At 47.3% G+C, this 15,646-nt stretch carries 11 protein-coding genes, 15 tRNA genes and 1 rRNA gene; 25 read left to right on the top strand and 2 right to left on the bottom strand.

What is annotated here, in order from left to right:
• Positions 1–140: 140 nt before the first annotated feature.
• The 20 genes from rrf to KNQ07_RS07010 all read left to right on the top strand — a co-directional run bounded on the left by rrf (position 141) and on the right by KNQ07_RS07010 (position 4,624).
• A 5S ribosomal RNA gene (gene rrf / locus KNQ07_RS07105) occupies positions 141–256 on the top strand.
• Positions 257–262: 6 nt separating this feature from the next.
• Positions 263–337, top strand: a tRNA-Asn gene (locus KNQ07_RS07100).
• Between the two features lie 26 nt (positions 338–363).
• Positions 364–454 (top strand) — tRNA-Ser (locus tag KNQ07_RS07095).
• Positions 455–476: 22 nt separating this feature from the next.
• Positions 477–551: transfer RNA gene (locus tag KNQ07_RS07090), tRNA-Glu, on the top strand.
• A gap of 11 nt (positions 552–562) precedes the next feature.
• Positions 563–636: transfer RNA gene (locus tag KNQ07_RS07085), tRNA-Met, on the top strand.
• An 11-nt stretch (positions 637–647) separates the two neighbouring features.
• Positions 648–723: transfer RNA gene (locus tag KNQ07_RS07080), tRNA-Asp, on the top strand.
• 7 nt (positions 724–730) lie between these two features.
• Positions 731–806: transfer RNA gene (locus KNQ07_RS07075), tRNA-Phe, on the top strand.
• A gap of 28 nt (positions 807–834) precedes the next feature.
• Positions 835–918, top strand: a tRNA-Tyr gene (locus KNQ07_RS07070).
• 4 nt (positions 919–922) lie between these two features.
• Positions 923–993, top strand: a tRNA-Trp gene (locus KNQ07_RS07065).
• A 10-nt stretch (positions 994–1,003) separates the two neighbouring features.
• Positions 1,004–1,076 (top strand) — tRNA-His (locus tag KNQ07_RS07060).
• 10 nt (positions 1,077–1,086) lie between these two features.
• A tRNA-Gln gene (locus tag KNQ07_RS07055) sits at positions 1,087–1,158 on the top strand.
• An 8-nt stretch (positions 1,159–1,166) separates the two neighbouring features.
• Positions 1,167–1,241 (top strand) — tRNA-Gly (locus KNQ07_RS07050).
• Between the two features lie 6 nt (positions 1,242–1,247).
• Positions 1,248–1,321: transfer RNA gene (locus KNQ07_RS07045), tRNA-Cys, on the top strand.
• Between the two features lie 35 nt (positions 1,322–1,356).
• A tRNA-Leu gene (locus KNQ07_RS07040) sits at positions 1,357–1,437 on the top strand.
• A gap of 4 nt (positions 1,438–1,441) precedes the next feature.
• Positions 1,442–1,512, top strand: a tRNA-Gly gene (locus KNQ07_RS07035).
• Positions 1,513–1,552: 40 nt separating this feature from the next.
• Positions 1,553–1,623: transfer RNA gene (locus KNQ07_RS07030), tRNA-Gly, on the top strand.
• A 95-nt stretch (positions 1,624–1,718) separates the two neighbouring features.
• Positions 1,719–2,864, top strand: coding sequence for a tRNA epoxyqueuosine(34) reductase QueG (gene queG, locus KNQ07_RS07025; protein ID WP_012369567.1), 1,146 nt, complete (start codon positions 1,719–1,721; stop codon positions 2,862–2,864).
• Positions 2,854–3,339 (top strand): methylated-DNA--[protein]-cysteine S-methyltransferase, encoded by a 486-nt coding sequence (locus KNQ07_RS07020; RefSeq protein WP_214765725.1) that lies wholly within the window; start codon positions 2,854–2,856, stop codon positions 3,337–3,339. Before queG ends, KNQ07_RS07020 begins: the two co-directional genes overlap by 11 nt.
• Before the next feature lies 1 nt (position 3,340).
• Positions 3,341–3,814, top strand: coding sequence for a tRNA (uridine(34)/cytosine(34)/5-carboxymethylaminomethyluridine(34)-2'-O)-methyltransferase TrmL (gene trmL, locus KNQ07_RS07015; protein WP_012369569.1), 474 nt, complete (start codon positions 3,341–3,343; stop codon positions 3,812–3,814).
• Positions 3,815–4,057: 243 nt separating this feature from the next.
• Positions 4,058–4,624 carry a DUF5366 family protein gene (locus tag KNQ07_RS07010; RefSeq protein WP_012369571.1) on the top strand — a complete coding sequence of 189 codons (567 nt, stop codon included), beginning with the start codon at positions 4,058–4,060 and terminating at the stop codon, positions 4,622–4,624.
• Between the two features lies 1 nt (position 4,625).
• On the opposite strand, the gene KNQ07_RS07005 is transcribed toward KNQ07_RS07010, so the two are convergent.
• The gene (locus KNQ07_RS07005) at positions 4,626–6,401 is read right to left on the bottom strand and encodes a transglycosylase domain-containing protein (protein WP_214765722.1); all 1,776 of its coding nucleotides are present in this window, start codon (positions 6,399–6,401) and stop codon (positions 4,626–4,628) included.
• 205 nt (positions 6,402–6,606) lie between these two features.
• Between KNQ07_RS07005 and KNQ07_RS07000 the strand changes: the two genes are divergently transcribed.
• Genes KNQ07_RS07000 through KNQ07_RS06985 form a run of 4 tightly spaced genes read left to right on the top strand, consistent with a single transcriptional unit; the run spans position 6,607 to position 12,801 of the window.
• Positions 6,607–7,767, top strand: coding sequence for a glucose-1-phosphate adenylyltransferase (locus KNQ07_RS07000; protein WP_214765718.1), 1,161 nt, complete (start codon positions 6,607–6,609; stop codon positions 7,765–7,767).
• Positions 7,768–7,780: 13 nt separating this feature from the next.
• Entirely contained in the window at positions 7,781–8,881 is a 1,101-nt protein-coding gene (gene glgD / locus KNQ07_RS06995; RefSeq protein WP_012369574.1) for a glucose-1-phosphate adenylyltransferase subunit GlgD, read from the top strand.
• Positions 8,882–8,894: 13 nt separating this feature from the next.
• Positions 8,895–10,346 (top strand): glycogen synthase GlgA, encoded by a 1,452-nt coding sequence (gene glgA / locus KNQ07_RS06990; RefSeq protein WP_012369575.1) that lies wholly within the window; start codon positions 8,895–8,897, stop codon positions 10,344–10,346.
• Positions 10,347–10,374: 28 nt separating this feature from the next.
• Complete coding sequence (locus KNQ07_RS06985; RefSeq protein ID WP_012369576.1) at positions 10,375–12,801, top strand: glycogen/starch/alpha-glucan phosphorylase; 2,427 nt, start codon at positions 10,375–10,377, stop codon at positions 12,799–12,801.
• A 35-nt stretch (positions 12,802–12,836) separates the two neighbouring features.
• Here the strand turns inward: KNQ07_RS06985 and KNQ07_RS06980 are convergent, their stop codons facing one another.
• On the bottom strand, positions 12,837–13,658 hold the full coding sequence (locus KNQ07_RS06980; RefSeq protein WP_214765714.1) for a sulfurtransferase: 822 nt from the start codon (positions 13,656–13,658) through the stop codon (positions 12,837–12,839).
• A gap of 99 nt (positions 13,659–13,757) precedes the next feature.
• Between KNQ07_RS06980 and KNQ07_RS06975 the strand changes: the two genes are divergently transcribed.
• Entirely contained in the window at positions 13,758–15,494 is a 1,737-nt protein-coding gene (locus KNQ07_RS06975) for a phospho-sugar mutase (RefSeq protein ID WP_214765711.1), read from the top strand.
• Positions 15,495–15,646: the final 152 nt, after the last annotated feature.

Here is a 15,646-nt window from a genome sequence, read left to right as displayed (position 1 = left end):
GTGACATGCGGAGCTGAGTGATACTAATCGGTCGAGGCCTTGTTCTAGCAGATGCATTGTTGATGACTTCAGTTTTGAGGGCGCGAGCCTTTCAAAAAAATGCTTGACGTTATGGAAACATAATGTTAAGATAATAGATGTCTGGTGGCGATAGCCAAGTGGTCACACCCGTTCCCATGCCGAACACGGAAGTTAAGCACTTGAACGCCGAAAGTAGTTGGGGGCTTCCCCCTGTGAGGATAGGACGCTGCCAGGCGATCGTTCCGCAATAGCTCAGTGGTAGAGCAACCGGCTGTTAACCGGTAGGTCGTAGGTTCAAATCCTACTTGCGGAGCCATTAATTACTTCTTCACCACATGCAATGGAGAGCTGTCCGAGTGGCCGAAGGAGCACGATTGGAAATCGTGTAGGCGTCATAAGCGTCTCAAGGGTTCGAATCCCTTGCTCTCCGCCATATCATTTTTAATTATTAAGATGGCCCGTTGGTCAAGCGGTTAAGACACCGCCCTTTCACGGCGGTAACACGGGTTCGATTCCCGTACGGGTCACCATTTTTTATCATCGCGGGGTGGAGCAGTCTGGTAGCTCGTTGGGCTCATAACCCAAAGGTCGTCGGTTCAAATCCGGCCCCCGCAATTATTACATACGGTCCTGTGGTGTAGCGGTTAACATGCCTGCCTGTCACGCAGGAGATCGCGGGTTCGAATCCCGTCAGGACCGCCATTGTTAAGGCTTTGTAGCTCAGTCGGTAGAGCAGAGGACTGAAAATCCTCGTGTCGGCGGTTCGATTCCGTCCAAAGCCACCATATGATTTTTAAATGTTTTCCCATTTGTGGGGGGGTAGCGAAGTGGCTAAACGCGGCGGACTGTAAATCCGCTCCCTCGGGTTCGGCGGTTCGAATCCGCCCCCCCCCACCACTTTAGGGGCATAGTTTAGCGGTAGAACTACGGTCTCCAAAACCGTCAGCGCGGGTTCGATTCCTGCTGCCCCTGTTTTATTATGGCGATTGTGGCGAAGTGGTTAACGCACCGGATTGTGATTCCGGCATTCGTGGGTTCAATTCCCATCAGTCGCCCTTTTATTATTGGGCTGTGGCCAAGTGGTAAGGCACTGGATTTTGATTCCAGCATGCGAAGGTTCGATCCCTTCCAGCCCAGCTTTTTGTGCGGAAGTAGTTCAGTGGTAGAATACGACCTTGCCAAGGTCGGGGTCGCGGGTTCGAATCCCGTCTTCCGCTCCAATAAATGGCGCCATAGCCAAGTGGTAAGGCAGAGGACTGCAACTCCTCTATCGTCAGTTCGATTCTGACTGGCGCCTCCAATCATTTTTAATTAAATAGTTTTGCAAGAGATTGTGCCGGTGTGGCGGAACTGGTAGACGCGCACGACTCAAAATCGTGTTCCTTTGGAGTGTCGGTTCGATTCCGACCACCGGTATCTTGCGGGTGTAGTTTAGTGGTAAAACCTCAGCCTTCCAAGCTGATGATGAGGGTTCGATTCCCTTCACCCGCTTTTACCTTTTTACAATCTCATTCAAGAATTATCTGATTATGCGGGTGTAGTTTAGTGGTAAAACCTCAGCCTTCCAAGCTGATGATGAGAGTTCGATTCTCTTCACCCGCTTACCTGAAAAGAGCAAAGTGTCGTTTTAATTGACACTTTGCTCTTTTTGTTTAGCCATTATATTATTCAAAGCAATAAGGGAAAGGAGAGATCAGATGCGTGGAGACATGTTAAAAAGAGAGTTACAAGCGTATGCAAAAGAAATCGGAATTGATGAGTTTCGAGTGACGACAGCCGATCCATTTTTAGTCATGAAGCAACGGCTCATGGAACAGCAAGAAAAAGGATATGCTTCCGGGTTTGAAGAACCGGATCTCGAACGTCGGACGACACCTGCATTATTGCTTGAAGATGCTGTCTCCATCATTGCGATTGCTGTTGCTTATCCCAGTAAACTAAAAGACGCACCACGCGGAAAAGAAGGAGAACGGCGCGGGATCTTCGGACGCTCTTCCTGGGGGCTTGACTATCATCAAGCTTTAAAACAGCGTTTGACGCTGCTCGAAGAAAAAATTCAGGAGCTGTCACCCGGAGCCCGGTCCCGTTCGATGGTCGATACGGGGGAACTGGTGGACCGGGCAGTCGCAGAACGGGCCGGTATCGGCTTCAGCGGGAAAAACTGTTCCATCATCAGTGAGGAGCATGGTTCTTATCTGTATCTCGGGGAACTGATTACAGATCAATATCTGCCGCCGGATGAATCTGTGGAAGAACTGTGCGGTTCGTGTAATAAATGTCTTGATGCCTGTCCGACGGATGCACTGATTGAACCGGGTGTCATCGATGCAAAACGGTGTATCTCCTTTATTACACAAACGAAGACACTCATTCCCGAGCATTTCCGATATGCTTTAGGGAATCGTCTATACGGATGCGACACGTGTCAGCAAGTCTGTCCCTATAACCGCAAGAAAAATGCGACACAGCACAGCGAACTGCAACCCGATCCGGAACAGGTCAAACCGTTATTGATTCCGTTGCTTTCACTCAGTAATCGCGAATTTAAATCACGGTTCGGTTCATTGTCGGGCGCATGGCGCGGAAAAAAACCGATTCAACGGAATGCCGTCTGTGCGCTCGTTCATTACCAGGACCGGACGGCACTTGATGCTTTACGGTTGATGGCCGAAACCGATCAGCGCGAAGATATGCGGGCGCTTGCGATTTGGGCTGTCGGTCGGATTGCCGGTCAAGAAGCGGAAGACTACATTCAAAAACGACTGTTGACGGATTCTGCTGAAGATGTTCAAGTGGAAGGGAACCGTTTGCTTGAGGAATGGGGGAACGGACATGCCATATAAAAAGATGTCATATACGTTTGGTGAGTTGGTCATCGGTTGGGAAGAAGAGGAAGTCGTCTATCTTGATTTTGGACATGATATGGCTCGTCTGAAGAAGTATCTTGATCCGGCTGCTTACTATGAGGCATCGTTGCCTGATTTTCTGGCCGACGTACTGGATGCCTATGAACAGGGACAGCCGGAAGCATTGAATACCATCTCTTGTCGCCTGGAAGTGACTGCTTTTCAGCACCGTGTTTTGGAGGCTTTACGATCGATTCCGTTCGGACAGACAGCCAGTTACGGACAACTTGCACGAATGATTGGTTCCGACAAGGCGGCCCGTGCCGTCGGTGGGGCCTTGAACCGGAATCCGATTGCTTTGATTTATCCGTGTCACCGGATTATTGGGGCATCCGGTAAAATGACGGGGTTTGCCAGCGGTATTGCCCATAAAGAAGCGCTGCTTGCGCATGAGTTAGGAGAGAAGAATTAATATGGCTATTCACGTCGTTATGTATCAACCAGAAATTCCGCAAAATACAGGTAACATTTCACGGACATGCGCAGCAACGCATTCCGTCTTGCATTTAATCCGACCGCTTGGATTTTCAACGGATGATAAACAGTTGAAACGGGCAGGTCTTGATTATTGGGAGTTTGTTGATGTCAGGTATCATGATTCGTTGGAAGAATTATGGGATAAACATCCGGATGGGACGTTCTACTATATTACGAAGTATGGAGAGAAATATCCAAGCCAAGTCGATTTGTCGAACGTTGAAGAAGACTACTTTTTCGTTTTCGGACGGGAAACAAAAGGATTGCCGTTAAACGTCATCGATGAGAATCTGGAACGATGCATCCGTCTTCCGCAATCGAATCTTGTACGTTCGCTTAATGTCTCGAACACGGCCGCAATCATCGTGTATGAAGCGCTCCGACAACAAGGATATGCCAATCTATTGTAAAACAACAAATCCCCCTGACCCGAATGACCGGGCAGGGGGATTTGTTTTATTCGTTACCTTCAGGTTTTTTATTGTAGCCTGCAGTGAAAATCGCTGTCAAGAAAGCGAGACTAACGCCTACCATTAAAATAAATGCCATTTTTGCTTCCCCCTTTAGTCTCAATAACCGATATAATCTATTATAGTATACTTGCTAGTGTAATTGTGTGCTACATATGAAATTTCTATGAATGGAGATTCGAAATGCGGACGAACGTCTACTTATTGAGTTATGCCCCGCTGATCAGCATCCTGCTGTTCAGTACGTCTCTTGCGATTGCTACGTCAGAGCTTGCACTGACATGGCTGAACAACGTCGGGGTCTACGACGAGTTACTGCAAATACTCAGTGCACGTAACACGAAGTTACTCGTATGGCTCGGCTTTTTAATCATTTATTTTATGATTTTCAGTTCCTTGAAACTGATTTCAGACACGATTAATCAGCTTGGGTTTGCGTTTTTCATTAAAGAACAGGTCGGAACGACGTTGAGTATGTTACGTCCCGGCAGTATTCTCCTGTTGGTTGGAGGATGCATTAGTTTTGCGTTCATGACATCTTTTCCGTTAGTCTGTCTCGTACTGGCCGGTTCTTTTTTAATCTATTTTTTCTTTTACGTGTTTCAAATCAGTAAAATGACTTCCTCTGCAGGGGCCATCGGATTAGTCGTCTTTCTTTTCCTGGCATGGGGCATGTTACTTGCCGGACTGGCATGGGTCGGACTAAGCCTGTTTAATTCGCTTGGACAGGCTGTTCTTTTCCCGAAATAAGTCACTGGACGATCGAAGCCCATGTCCTGACTTGTAACGTACTGTTGGCTTCACTCGGGAAGGCACGGGGGATGTCCGCCCCAATCCAGATTCCGCCGACATGTTGATTTTTCATACCGACAAACCACATGTCCTTATTGTCGTTCGTCGTACCTGTCTTGCCTCCGATATAAGCCGGGGCGGGATCGTAACCCAACCGCCCTGTACCGTATGTCATGACGTTATGGAGCCCTTTACGCAGTAACTGGTTTGTTCGACTCGACCAAATCCGGTCCGTTGACATCACATGACGGTAAAGGGTTCCCTGATCCGTCGTGATGGTGCGGATCATCGAGGAGGGACTGTACAGTCCATCATTGACAAGGGTAGTGTAGGCATTGGTGAGTTCAAGTGGACTGACACCGTATTTTAGCCCGCCGAGCGCACTGTTGTATGAATTATCTTCTTCGGTCCACTGACTGAATCGAAACGGTCGGATGGTCTTTAATCCCTCGTTGAACGAAACAGAAAAAGCACGTAAGGCCGGTGTATTGTAGGAGTATGCAATCGCATCGGCAATCGTCACGCTGCCAAGAATCCGGTTGCTGCTGTTTTGCGGACAGTATCCGTCAAAACAAACAGGACTTCCATCCAGTCGACTCGTTAACGTTTTTTTGGTCTTTTCGAGGTAAGGACCATAAACAAGCAACGGCTTTAAGGTGGAGCCGGGCTGACGATAAGATTGAACCGCCCGATTGAGCTGACCCGGTACATTGGATTTATTACCGACCAGTGCCGTCACACCGCGTGTATCCCCGTCGATTCCGACGTAAGCGCCTTCAATCGGCCGGGGAAGTCGTTGAATCGCTTGTTTGGCCCGAGTCTGCTCTGCGGGATCAAGATATGTTTGGATGACGGCACCGTGTTGATGTAAATACTGCTCAGCCTGTGACATGTTCAAATTTTTTAAGTCAGCTGTCTGGCGGATTGCTTCCGATACACTGGCATCGATGTAATCAGGATAACGGATGATCGGCTTATGGAATGAAACGTTGATGGACTGTTTTCGGACTTTATTTGGAATGTCCTGTGTCTGTTGCAACGCTTTTAAGATACGCTGTTGACGTTTGCCCGTGTTTTTCGGAAACCGCAACGGATTGTAAAGGGACGGATTATTTGGAATCGCAGCCAAATAGCTGACCTCCGCCCAACTTAAATCTTCCGCATGTTTTCCGAGATATGATGTGGCTGCGAGCTCGATACCGTAAATATTATTCGCGAAATAGGCTTGATTGACATATGCGGTTAAAAGCTCTTTTTTAGAATATTTTTGCTCAAGTTCCATTGCAATTAAGATTTCTTTTATTTTTCTAGTATAGGTTTTCTCGGTGGAAAGATAAGTCATCCGTGCCAATTGCTGGGTGATGGTGCTTCCCCCTTGACCTTTGTTGTCACCGGACTGGTTTTCTGTAAACGCTCGCAAAATACCGGTGATATCATAACCGTCATGCTGATAAAATCGCTGATCTTCAATCGCGATGAAAGCCTGCGCTACCTTTGGCGGCAGAGCACTTGCCTTCAAATCGTTCCGGCGCATTCCGTCATAGAGTTCGAGGCGCTCTTTTTGGTACGTGACAGTAATCGGTTGATAGGAAGCAAGGGGACGTTCAGTCGTTTTTTGATCTGCCCAACTGAACAAATCCTGTGCAAGATCCAACTGATTACGCACTGAAAAAAGTGTTAGTACTAAACTAAAAGCTAAAGCCAACACTAGGGCATATCCTGTCGTGATTCTCATGAAAACTCCTTTCAAACGGCATTTCATTCCTATTATCGGTCTTTTTTGGAGAAAACAGTAGAAAAATTTAAGAAATTTGTATTTTAATAAACCTATTTTGCAGGAATGTTATATTAAAAAGAGAAAAGGTGGGTATATAAGAGTATCTGTATAAATTAGAGCACATAATTGATGTAAAAAAAGAGCACAAACTGGAGGGGACGAAATGGCTAAAAAGAATGTCGTCGCGATGTTGCTTGCTGGCGGAGAAGGAAAACGTCTAGGAGCACTTACGAAACACACAGCAAAACCAGCGGTCGCGTTTGGAGGGAAATATCGAATCATCGATTTCCCGTTATCCAACTGTACGAACTCAGGAATCGATACAGTAGGAGTCTTGACGCAATACGAACCACTTGAACTGAACCGCTATCTTGGAATCGGAAGTGCCTGGGACCTTGACCGCCGTAACGGTGGATTAACGATCCTGCCGCCATACCAAGCTCAAAACGGGAAAAACTGGTATGAAGGAACGGCAAATGCCATCTACCGTAATATGAGTTACATCAACCAATACGATCCAGATTACGTGCTTGTCTTGTCAGGGGATCACATCTACAAGATGGATTACGAAAAAATGATTGAGGAACATCGTCAAGGGGGAGCAGATGTCACAATTTCTGTTCGTGAAGTTCCTTGGGAAGAAGCACCGCGCTTCGGTATCCTGAATACGGACGATGATCTTCGAATCAATGAATTTGAAGAAAAACCGGAAAATCCGAAATCGAACCTGGCTTCGATGGGGATTTACGTCTTTAACTGGGATGTCTTGAAACGCCACCTGATTCAGGATGCAGGGGACGCAGAATCAAGCTTTGACTTCGGGAAAAACATCATTCCGAACATGTTGTTTGAAAACTTAAACATTCGTGCCTACAAATTCAAAGGGTACTGGAAAGACGTCGGAACAATCCAGTCGCTTTGGGAAGCCAACATGGACTTACTTGCAGCAGATCCGGAGTTCGACTTGTACGAACCGTCTTGGAAAGTACATTCTGTCAATCCAAACCAACAGCCGCAATATATCGGGAACAATGCTTCGATCGATACTTCAATCATTAACGAAGGATGCCATATCGAAGGCGAAATCAATCACTCGGTTCTCTTTTACGGCGTTGACGTCGCAGAAGGCTCTCTCGTGAAGGATTCGGTCATCTTCCCGAACGTGAAGATTGGTAAAGATGTCACGATCCATCGGGCAATCCTTGCAGACGGTGTCGTCGTGGAAGACGGAGCAACAATCGGAACACCGGACGGTGAAGTCTTCGTCATCGAAGCAAACAGTATCATTCCAAAAAATGAAGTCGTCAAAGAAGCGATCCAATAAGGGGGAAGTACCGATGAAAGCAGATTTACTAGGAGTCATCAATCTGAGCGGTGAAGAAGGATTCTTTAAAGAATTGACGGAACACCGCAACTTGGCTGCCGTACCATTCGCAGGTCGATATCGACTCATCGATTTCACATTAACGAACATGGTTCAAAATGAGATTGCGAATATCGGTGTCTTTACACTTGAGAAATACCGCGCCATGATGGATCATCTTGGATCCGGCAAAGAATGGGACTTGGACCGGTCAAACGGAGGACTCTATATCTTCCCGCCGGCTTTATCGCAAGATGCCCATGAATTCCGTGGTGATTTGTCAAACTTCCATTTACATCGCGACTTCTTTTTACGCAGTAAAGAGAACTATGTCGTAATTTCAGGATCAAATATTTTATCTGCGGTCGATTATCGCGATGTCTTGCGTGAACATAAAGCATCCAACGCTGATATTACGGTTGTTTACACAAAACGCGACTTGCCGTGTAACTACTGCCGTCCAATTCGGTTCAGTGATCAAAATCGCGTGACGGCAATCGGTTCACGCGGATACGAACCATCGGACGAGACATTTTACATGGAAACGGTTGTCCTGTCGAAAAACTTGTTTGTCCGTCTCGTTGACGAAGCAATCGGCCGCGGGGAATATGATTTGCTGCAAAGCATCATCCGTTCCCAGTTAAACCGACTTCATGTTCACGGTTATGAATACACAGGGACATCACAGGTGATTCATTCCCTTCGCTCGTATTACCGTGAAAGCATGCTGTTGCTTGAGCAGTGGGGAGCCATCAATGACTTCCAACACGTCTATACGAAAATCAAACACGAACCGCCGACACGTTATTTACCGGGATCGACCATCAAGAATTCGCTTGTCGCAAACGGATGTAAGCTAGAAGGAACAGCAACGGACAGTATCCTTTTCCGTGGCGTCAAAGTCGGGAAACATGCGCGGATCAAAAACTCGATCATTATGCAAAAATCAGTCATCGAAGAAGGCGCAGTCGTTGAATACGCGATCCTTGACAAAGAGGTAACAGTGAAGCGCGGACAAGTCATCCGCGGAACTGCGGAAGAACCGATTGTCATTAAAAAACAAACAATCGTTTAAAGGGGATGTCATCATGAAGGTATGGTTTGCTGCCACAGAAGCGACACCATTCATCAAGACAGGGGGGCTAGCTGACGTCGTCGGCTCGCTCCCTTTAGCGCTTGCTGAAGAGGGTGCGGAAGTTTCGGTCATTTTACCGAACTACGGTCAAATTAAAGAACAATACAAACTGGAAATGGAATTTTTATTTGATTTCATCGTTCCGGTCGGATGGCGTCAGCAGTTTGGAGCAGTCTTGCGTCTAAAACAAGATGGCGTCACGTTTTATTTCATCGACAATGAATATTACTTCAAGCGTGATGGGGTCATTTACGGACATTATGACGATGCGGAGCGTTTTGCCTATTTCTCAAGAGCCGTCCTTGAAATGATTCAGCGTGTCGACGCAGAAGAAGTCCCGGATGTCATTCACTGTCACGATTGGCAGACAGGTGTCCTGCCGGCCTTCCTGCGGATTCATTACCAGCACCTCAACCGGTATCAGGAAATCAAAACGGTCTTTACGATCCATAACCTGCAATATCAGGGGGTGTTCCCGGAAGAAGTACTTGGCGACCTGCTCGGGCTCAGCCATGAACACTTTACGGCAGAAGGTATCGCCCATAACGGACTCGTTAACTACATGAAGGCAGGACTTGTCCATGCCAACCAAATTACGACCGTCAGTCCGTCTTACCGCGATGAAATCATGGATCCATACTACGGCGAAACACTCGAACCCGTCTTGCAACACCGTGCCGTCGATGTCCGGGGGATTTTGAACGGCATCGATTACCGGCAGTTCAGTCCGGAGACGGATGAACATCTGGTAGAGAACTATGATGTGAAGACGGTTGAAGAAGGAAAAGCAGCCAATAAGGCAGCCTTACAACAGGAACTTGGCTTACCGGTCAATCCGGATGTGCCGTTATTCGGCTTTGTCTCGCGCCTTGTCGACCAAAAAGGGATCGATTTACTCGCCCATATCTTGCCGGATCTGTTTGAACTGGATGCCCAGTTCATCATTTTGGGTTCGGGAGAGGCGGAGTACGAAGGGTTGTTCCAGCATGCTTCAACAATTCGTCCGGATAAGGTAGCTTCCTACATCGGTTTTGATGTCGGACTCGCTCAACGGATTTACGCCGGAAGTGACGCCTTCTTGATGCCGTCACGTTTCGAACCGTGTGGTCTCAGTCAATTGATCTCGATGAAGTACGGTTCATTGCCGATCGTCCGCGAAACCGGCGGCTTGCGTGATACGGTTCAACCATTTAATCAGTTCACTTTAGAGGGAAACGGCTTCTCGTTCTCGAATTATAATGCGCAAGAGTTCCTTGATGCCATTAAACGGACGATTGAGACGTATCATGATAAACCTGTATTCAAGCATCTGATTGAGACAGCAATGCAAGAAGACTTTAGCTGGATTCGATCCGCTGATGAATATTTGGCGCTCTATCGTTTAATCGCACCGTCTGCTGACTGAAGGAGATTACGGGAAATGGGGTTTTGGGATGTTTAAAGACAAAGAGAAGTTCAAGAAGAGGTTTAATGAACGGTTTATTTCCATGCATGGCAAGGCACTTGAAGATGCGACGGAAAATGATGTGTACCAAACATTGGCCTATATGGTGCGGGAATACGTCACGACGGACTGGATGCGGACGAAAGAAACCTACATCCACAAAAAAAGTAAACAAGTCTATTATTTTTCACTTGAATTTTTACTCGGTCGATTCCTCTACAATAACCTGTTGAGTCTCGATGTGTTGGAAGAAGTACGAAGCGGTCTTACGGAACTCGGCTATGATTTGGCTGATTTGACGGAAGAAGAGCCGGAACCGGGTCTTGGGAATGGAGGGCTGGGTCGTTTAGCAGCCTGTTTCCTCGATTCACTTGCAGCACTCGGCTTGCCGGGGCACGGAAACGGTATCCGCTACCAGTATGGTCTGTTCAAACAAAAAATCATCGACGGTTACCAAGTCGAACTTCCGGATAACTGGCTGAAGAATGGCAACATGTGGGAAATCCGCCGTTCGGACAAAGCGGTCGACATTCCGTTTGGCGGAAACGTCTGGCTTGAGGAAGTCGAAAGCGGTAAGTATCGTGTCCATCATGAACCGGCAGAAATCGTTCGTGCTGTCCCGTATGATATGCCGATCGTCGGTTATCAGAACGGGATCGTCAATAACTTACGTCTGTGGAGTGCTGAATCACCGTATGACGATGATGAACTGTTAAGCCAACACCGAGGTAACTATAAAGACCTGCTGAGCCATAAACAGGCAATCCAGACGATTTCCGAATTCTTATATCCGGATGATACGACATATGAGGGGAAAGTCTTACGTCTGAAACAACAATACTTCTTCGTCTCGGCAGGACTCCGGAGTATCCTGTTGTCACATAAAAAACGAAATACGTCGCTGAAACATCTGGGAAATCAAATCGCGATTCATATCAACGATACACATCCTGTCGTTGCGATTCCTGAATTGATGCGGATATTGATTGATGAAGAAGAATATTCATGGGAAGAATCATGGCGGATCACGAAAAGTGTCATGTCCTTTACGAACCATACGTTGCTTTCGGAAGCATTGGAACGCTGGCCGGTTGATCTGTTCCGCAATCTATTGCCGCGTATTTACCTGATCGTCGAAGAAATCAACCGTCGATTCTGTAAGGATGTCCTTGATAACTATCCGCATCTGGAAGCGAACATGCGCGAAATCGCCATCATCGCAGACGGGATGATCAACATGGCGAATTTGGCTGTCGTCGGTACCCATTCAACGAACGGTGTAGCTCAAATCCATACGGAAATTCTCAAGCAACGCGAAATGCGGTTGTTTTACGAGATGTTCCCGCTTCGCTTTAACAATAAAACGAACGGGATTACACACCGCCGCTGGTTCCTGTTATCGAATCCGGCACTTGCCAACCGTGTGACGGAAGCAATCGGAGACAGCTGGATCAATCATCCGTCCGATTTACAAAAGCTGACGAAATTCGCAGAGGATCGTACGCTTCAGCAGGACATCCAGGCGATTAAGCTGGCGAGTAAAAAGGAATTGGCAGAGTTGATTGAGAACGAGACGGGAATCGTTGTGGATCCGCATTCGATTTTCGATGTCCAAGTCAAACGGCTTCATGCATATAAACGACAATTACTTAACGCGCTTCATATTCATTCTTTGTACTACCGTCTAAAAGAAGATCAATCGTTCCAGATGACACCGCGGACGTTTATTTTCGGTGCGAAAGCGGCTCCTGGTTATCATTATGCAAAAGAGGTCATCCGTTATATCAATGCTCTCGCGAATCTGATTAATTCGGATCCGGATGTCAGTCCTTACATGAAAGTCGTTTTCCTTGAGAACTACCGTGTTTCGCTTGCAGAAAAAATCTTCCCTGCCAGTGATGTCAGTGAACAGATTTCGACAGCAAGTTATGAAGCGTCAGGAACCGGTAACATGAAATTCATGATGAACGGGGCATTGACGGTCGGCACGCTGGACGGTGCGAACATCGAGATTCGGGATGAAGTCGAAGACCCGAACATCTTCATTTTCGGTCTGACACCGCAAGAAGTCATGAACTATAAAAAATACGGCGGATACAGTGCTTACGATCAATACAGCGCACAGCCTGAACTGCGTCGCGTCATTGACGGACTGGTGGACGGTTCGCTCTTCCCGACAGGCGAGTTCCAGGCCATCTATGATTCTCTGTTGACGTACAATGATGAATATCTGATTTTAAAAGACTTCTTGTCTTACCAACAAGCACAGGAAAGAATCGGACGGGCTTACCAGGATCCTGAAAAATGGTACAAGATGGTCATCATGAATATCGGGAAATCCGGTGTCTTCTCGAGCGACCGGACCATTAAAGAGTACGCGAATGCGATTTGGAACATTAAACCGGTCCAAATCTAAAAAAAAGTCCGATGAGAATCGGACTTTCGTGTACGTTATCGTGCGACCTCATCGGTTTGACTGATCCAGTCGCTGTAAGAACCCGCATAGAGCCGGACATCGGTTTTACCTAAAGCGTGCAGGGCTAAGACATTGACGCAAGCCGTCACACCGCTGCCGCAATAAAGAATCGGTGAATCCGCTTCTAGCAAATCAGCGTACAGTTCTTTCAAATCTTCCGCATCTTTTAAGCGGCGGTCGGGTGAAATCGCATTTTCAAAGAAACAGTTCACGGCACCCGGGATATGACCGGCAACCGGATCAATCGTTTCGTTTTGACCTTGGAACCGGTCGGGTGAGCGGGAATCGACGAGATACGTTTCTGCCGATCGATTTTTAACTTCTTCATACTGAACGAGCATGTCATCTTTAAAGTCGGCTTGATAAGTGGACTTTTCAAACACCGTTGATTCCGTACTCATGGGGAAGTCGAACGCGAGATAAGACGACAGTCCGCCCTCGAGAACAACGACACGTTCGTGTCCGGCCCATTTAAAGAGCCACCAGGCACGAGCGGCGTAAGGGAAGCCGTCATCATACAGGACGATAAAATCATCACGTTCGACCCCGAGCGACTCTAATGTGCCGATCCACTGCTCCTTGGACGGGAGTGGATGACGTCCGCCTGTTTTAGAACGCGGTCCGGATAAATCAGTTGATAAATCTAAATACTGTGCGCCCGCGACATGGCTTACCTTAAACGCGTCACGACCATAATCGGGATGTTGCAAATCATAGCGACAATCAAACCAGCGAATCTGATCCGTATGGACAAGTTGCTGCAAGTCAGTCATTTGAATGGTTGGAAACATGAACATCACCTTGACCCTTTCTAAGGTAATCATATGAAAGGTACCGTTTTATCGCAAGTCGTAACAAATATCTCATGCAGACAAACTTAAAGGAGTGGACACTATATGTCATGGAAAGAGACCTATCAAAAATGGAATCAGTTTGCAGGCCTGGAAACGGAACTAAAAGAAGAGTTGACGGCACTCGCGAACGACGATAAAGCAGCCGAGGAAGCCTTTTACAAAGAGTTGGAATTCGGGACAGGCGGTATGCGTGGGGAAATCGGTGTCGGAACGAACCGGATGAATGTCTACACGGTACGTAAAGCCTCACAAGGGTTTGCTGACTTCATCAAGGCGGAAGGCGATGAAGCGGTCGCGCAAGGGATTGTCATCGCCCATGACTCCCGTCACTACTCTCCGGAGTTTGCATTAGAAGCAGCGAAGACGCTTGCCAGTAATGGAATCAAAGCTTATTTGTTCGATGGACTTCGTCCAACACCAGAACTGTCATTTGCCGTGCGTGAACTTCGGGCAGCAGGGGGAATCGTCATTACGGCGAGCCATAATCCACCGGAATATAACGGCTATAAAGTCTATGGGAATGACGGTGGCCAGTTGCCGCCAAAAGAAGCGGATGATCTCGTCTCTTACGTTGATCAAGTCGAGGACGAACTGTCAATCGAATTGGAAGCAGAAGAAGTCTTGCGTGCAAACGGATTGATCGTTCGTGTCGGCGAACAGCTGGATGACGCCTATCAGGAACAACTCAAAACGATTCGTGTGTTGCCGACGATTCAAGACGAGTTAACGGCACCGCTGAAAATTGTCTTTACTCCGCTTCACGGGACAGGGCTTGTACCGGTCACAGTCGGATTGAAGAGTTACGGGTTTGAACACGTGACGGTCGTCGAAGAACAAGCGAAGCCGGATGGCGCGTTCCCAACTGTTTCTTCTCCGAATCCGGAAGAACATGCAGCATTTAAGTTAGCCATCGAATACGGAGACCGTGTCGATGCAGATGTGTTACTCGCGACGGATCCGGATGCCGACCGTGTCGGTGTTGCGACACGTGATGCGGACGGAGAGTGGGTCGTTCTTACAGGGAACCAGACCGGCGCGTTACTGCTCGACTACATCTTGTCACAAAAAGCGGCTCAAGGCACATTGCCGAAAAACGGTTTTGTAGCAAAAACGATTGTTACATCGGAACTCGGAGCCTTGATTGCAAGACATTATGACTTACACGTTGAAAACACATTAACAGGATTTAAATTCATCGGTGAAAAAATCAAACAATACAATGAATCCGGTGAATATGAATATCTGTTTGGTTATGAAGAAAGCTACGGTTATCTGATCGGCGACTTCTGTCGTGACAAGGATGCCGTCCAAGCCTGCCTGCTTGCTGCCGAGATGACAGCGTATCACAAGAAAGAAGGACGGACGCTGTACGAGGCATTACAAGCCATCTATGAGCAGTTCGGTTACTTTGAAGAATCACTCCGTTCGTTGACGCTCAAAGGGAAAGACGGTGTCGCGCAAATCGGCCGGATCATGGATACGTTCCGCGAGCATCCGCCAAAACAAGTAGCGGGTGAAAAAGTCGTCTTATTTGAAGACTACGATGCAAGCATTTCGCATGATTTGGTGAAGCATCAGCCGTCACCGATCAATCTGCCGAAATCTAATGTCTTGAAATTCACGTTGGAAGACGGTTCGTGGTTCTGCCTCCGCCCATCAGGGACTGAACCGAAAATCAAATTCTATTTCAGCGTGACATCACCTGACGCTGCAGAAACAACACGTAAACGTCAGATGATTGAAGATGAAGTAATGCAAGAAGTCGAACAAATTCAATAAGCATTAAAACTGAAAGTGGAAAACGGCAGAGCATGATTGATGCTCTGCCGTTTTTTAGTACCCGTCAGGAAGAAAGACGTAAATCGTGCAACCGTTACCAAATTCATGTAAAGTGAACGTTGAAGCACCATACAGAGATAGGGAGATGAGTA

The sequence above is a fragment of the Exiguobacterium sp. s145 genome (assembly GCF_018618835.1).
GTDB lineage: Bacteria > Bacillota > Bacilli > Exiguobacteriales > Exiguobacteriaceae > Exiguobacterium_A > Exiguobacterium_A artemiae.
The sequence above is the reverse complement of the archived record's forward strand: the minus strand, read 5'-3'. Positions and strand labels throughout refer to the sequence as shown.

Excerpts from the sequence above, each read along its gene's own strand:
- queG (WP_012369567.1), top strand. The coding sequence starts at position 1,719 with ATGCGTGGAGACATGTTAAAAAGAGAGTTACAAGCGTATGCAAAAGAA.
- KNQ07_RS07020 (WP_214765725.1), top strand. The coding sequence starts at position 2,854 with ATGCCATATAAAAAGATGTCATATACGTTTGGTGAGTTGGTCATCGGT.
- trmL (WP_012369569.1), top strand. The coding sequence starts at position 3,341 with ATGGCTATTCACGTCGTTATGTATCAACCAGAAATTCCGCAAAATACA.
- KNQ07_RS07010 (WP_012369571.1), top strand. The coding sequence starts at position 4,058 with ATGCGGACGAACGTCTACTTATTGAGTTATGCCCCGCTGATCAGCATC.
- KNQ07_RS07005 (WP_214765722.1), bottom strand. The coding sequence starts at position 6,401 with ATGAGAATCACGACAGGATATGCCCTAGTGTTGGCTTTAGCTTTTAGT.
- KNQ07_RS07000 (WP_214765718.1), top strand. The coding sequence starts at position 6,607 with ATGGCTAAAAAGAATGTCGTCGCGATGTTGCTTGCTGGCGGAGAAGGA.
- glgD (WP_012369574.1), top strand. The coding sequence starts at position 7,781 with ATGAAAGCAGATTTACTAGGAGTCATCAATCTGAGCGGTGAAGAAGGA.
- glgA (WP_012369575.1), top strand. The coding sequence starts at position 8,895 with ATGAAGGTATGGTTTGCTGCCACAGAAGCGACACCATTCATCAAGACA.
- KNQ07_RS06985 (WP_012369576.1), top strand. The coding sequence starts at position 10,375 with ATGTTTAAAGACAAAGAGAAGTTCAAGAAGAGGTTTAATGAACGGTTT.
- KNQ07_RS06980 (WP_214765714.1), bottom strand. The coding sequence starts at position 13,658 with ATGTTCATGTTTCCAACCATTCAAATGACTGACTTGCAGCAACTTGTC.
- KNQ07_RS06975 (WP_214765711.1), top strand. The coding sequence starts at position 13,758 with ATGTCATGGAAAGAGACCTATCAAAAATGGAATCAGTTTGCAGGCCTG.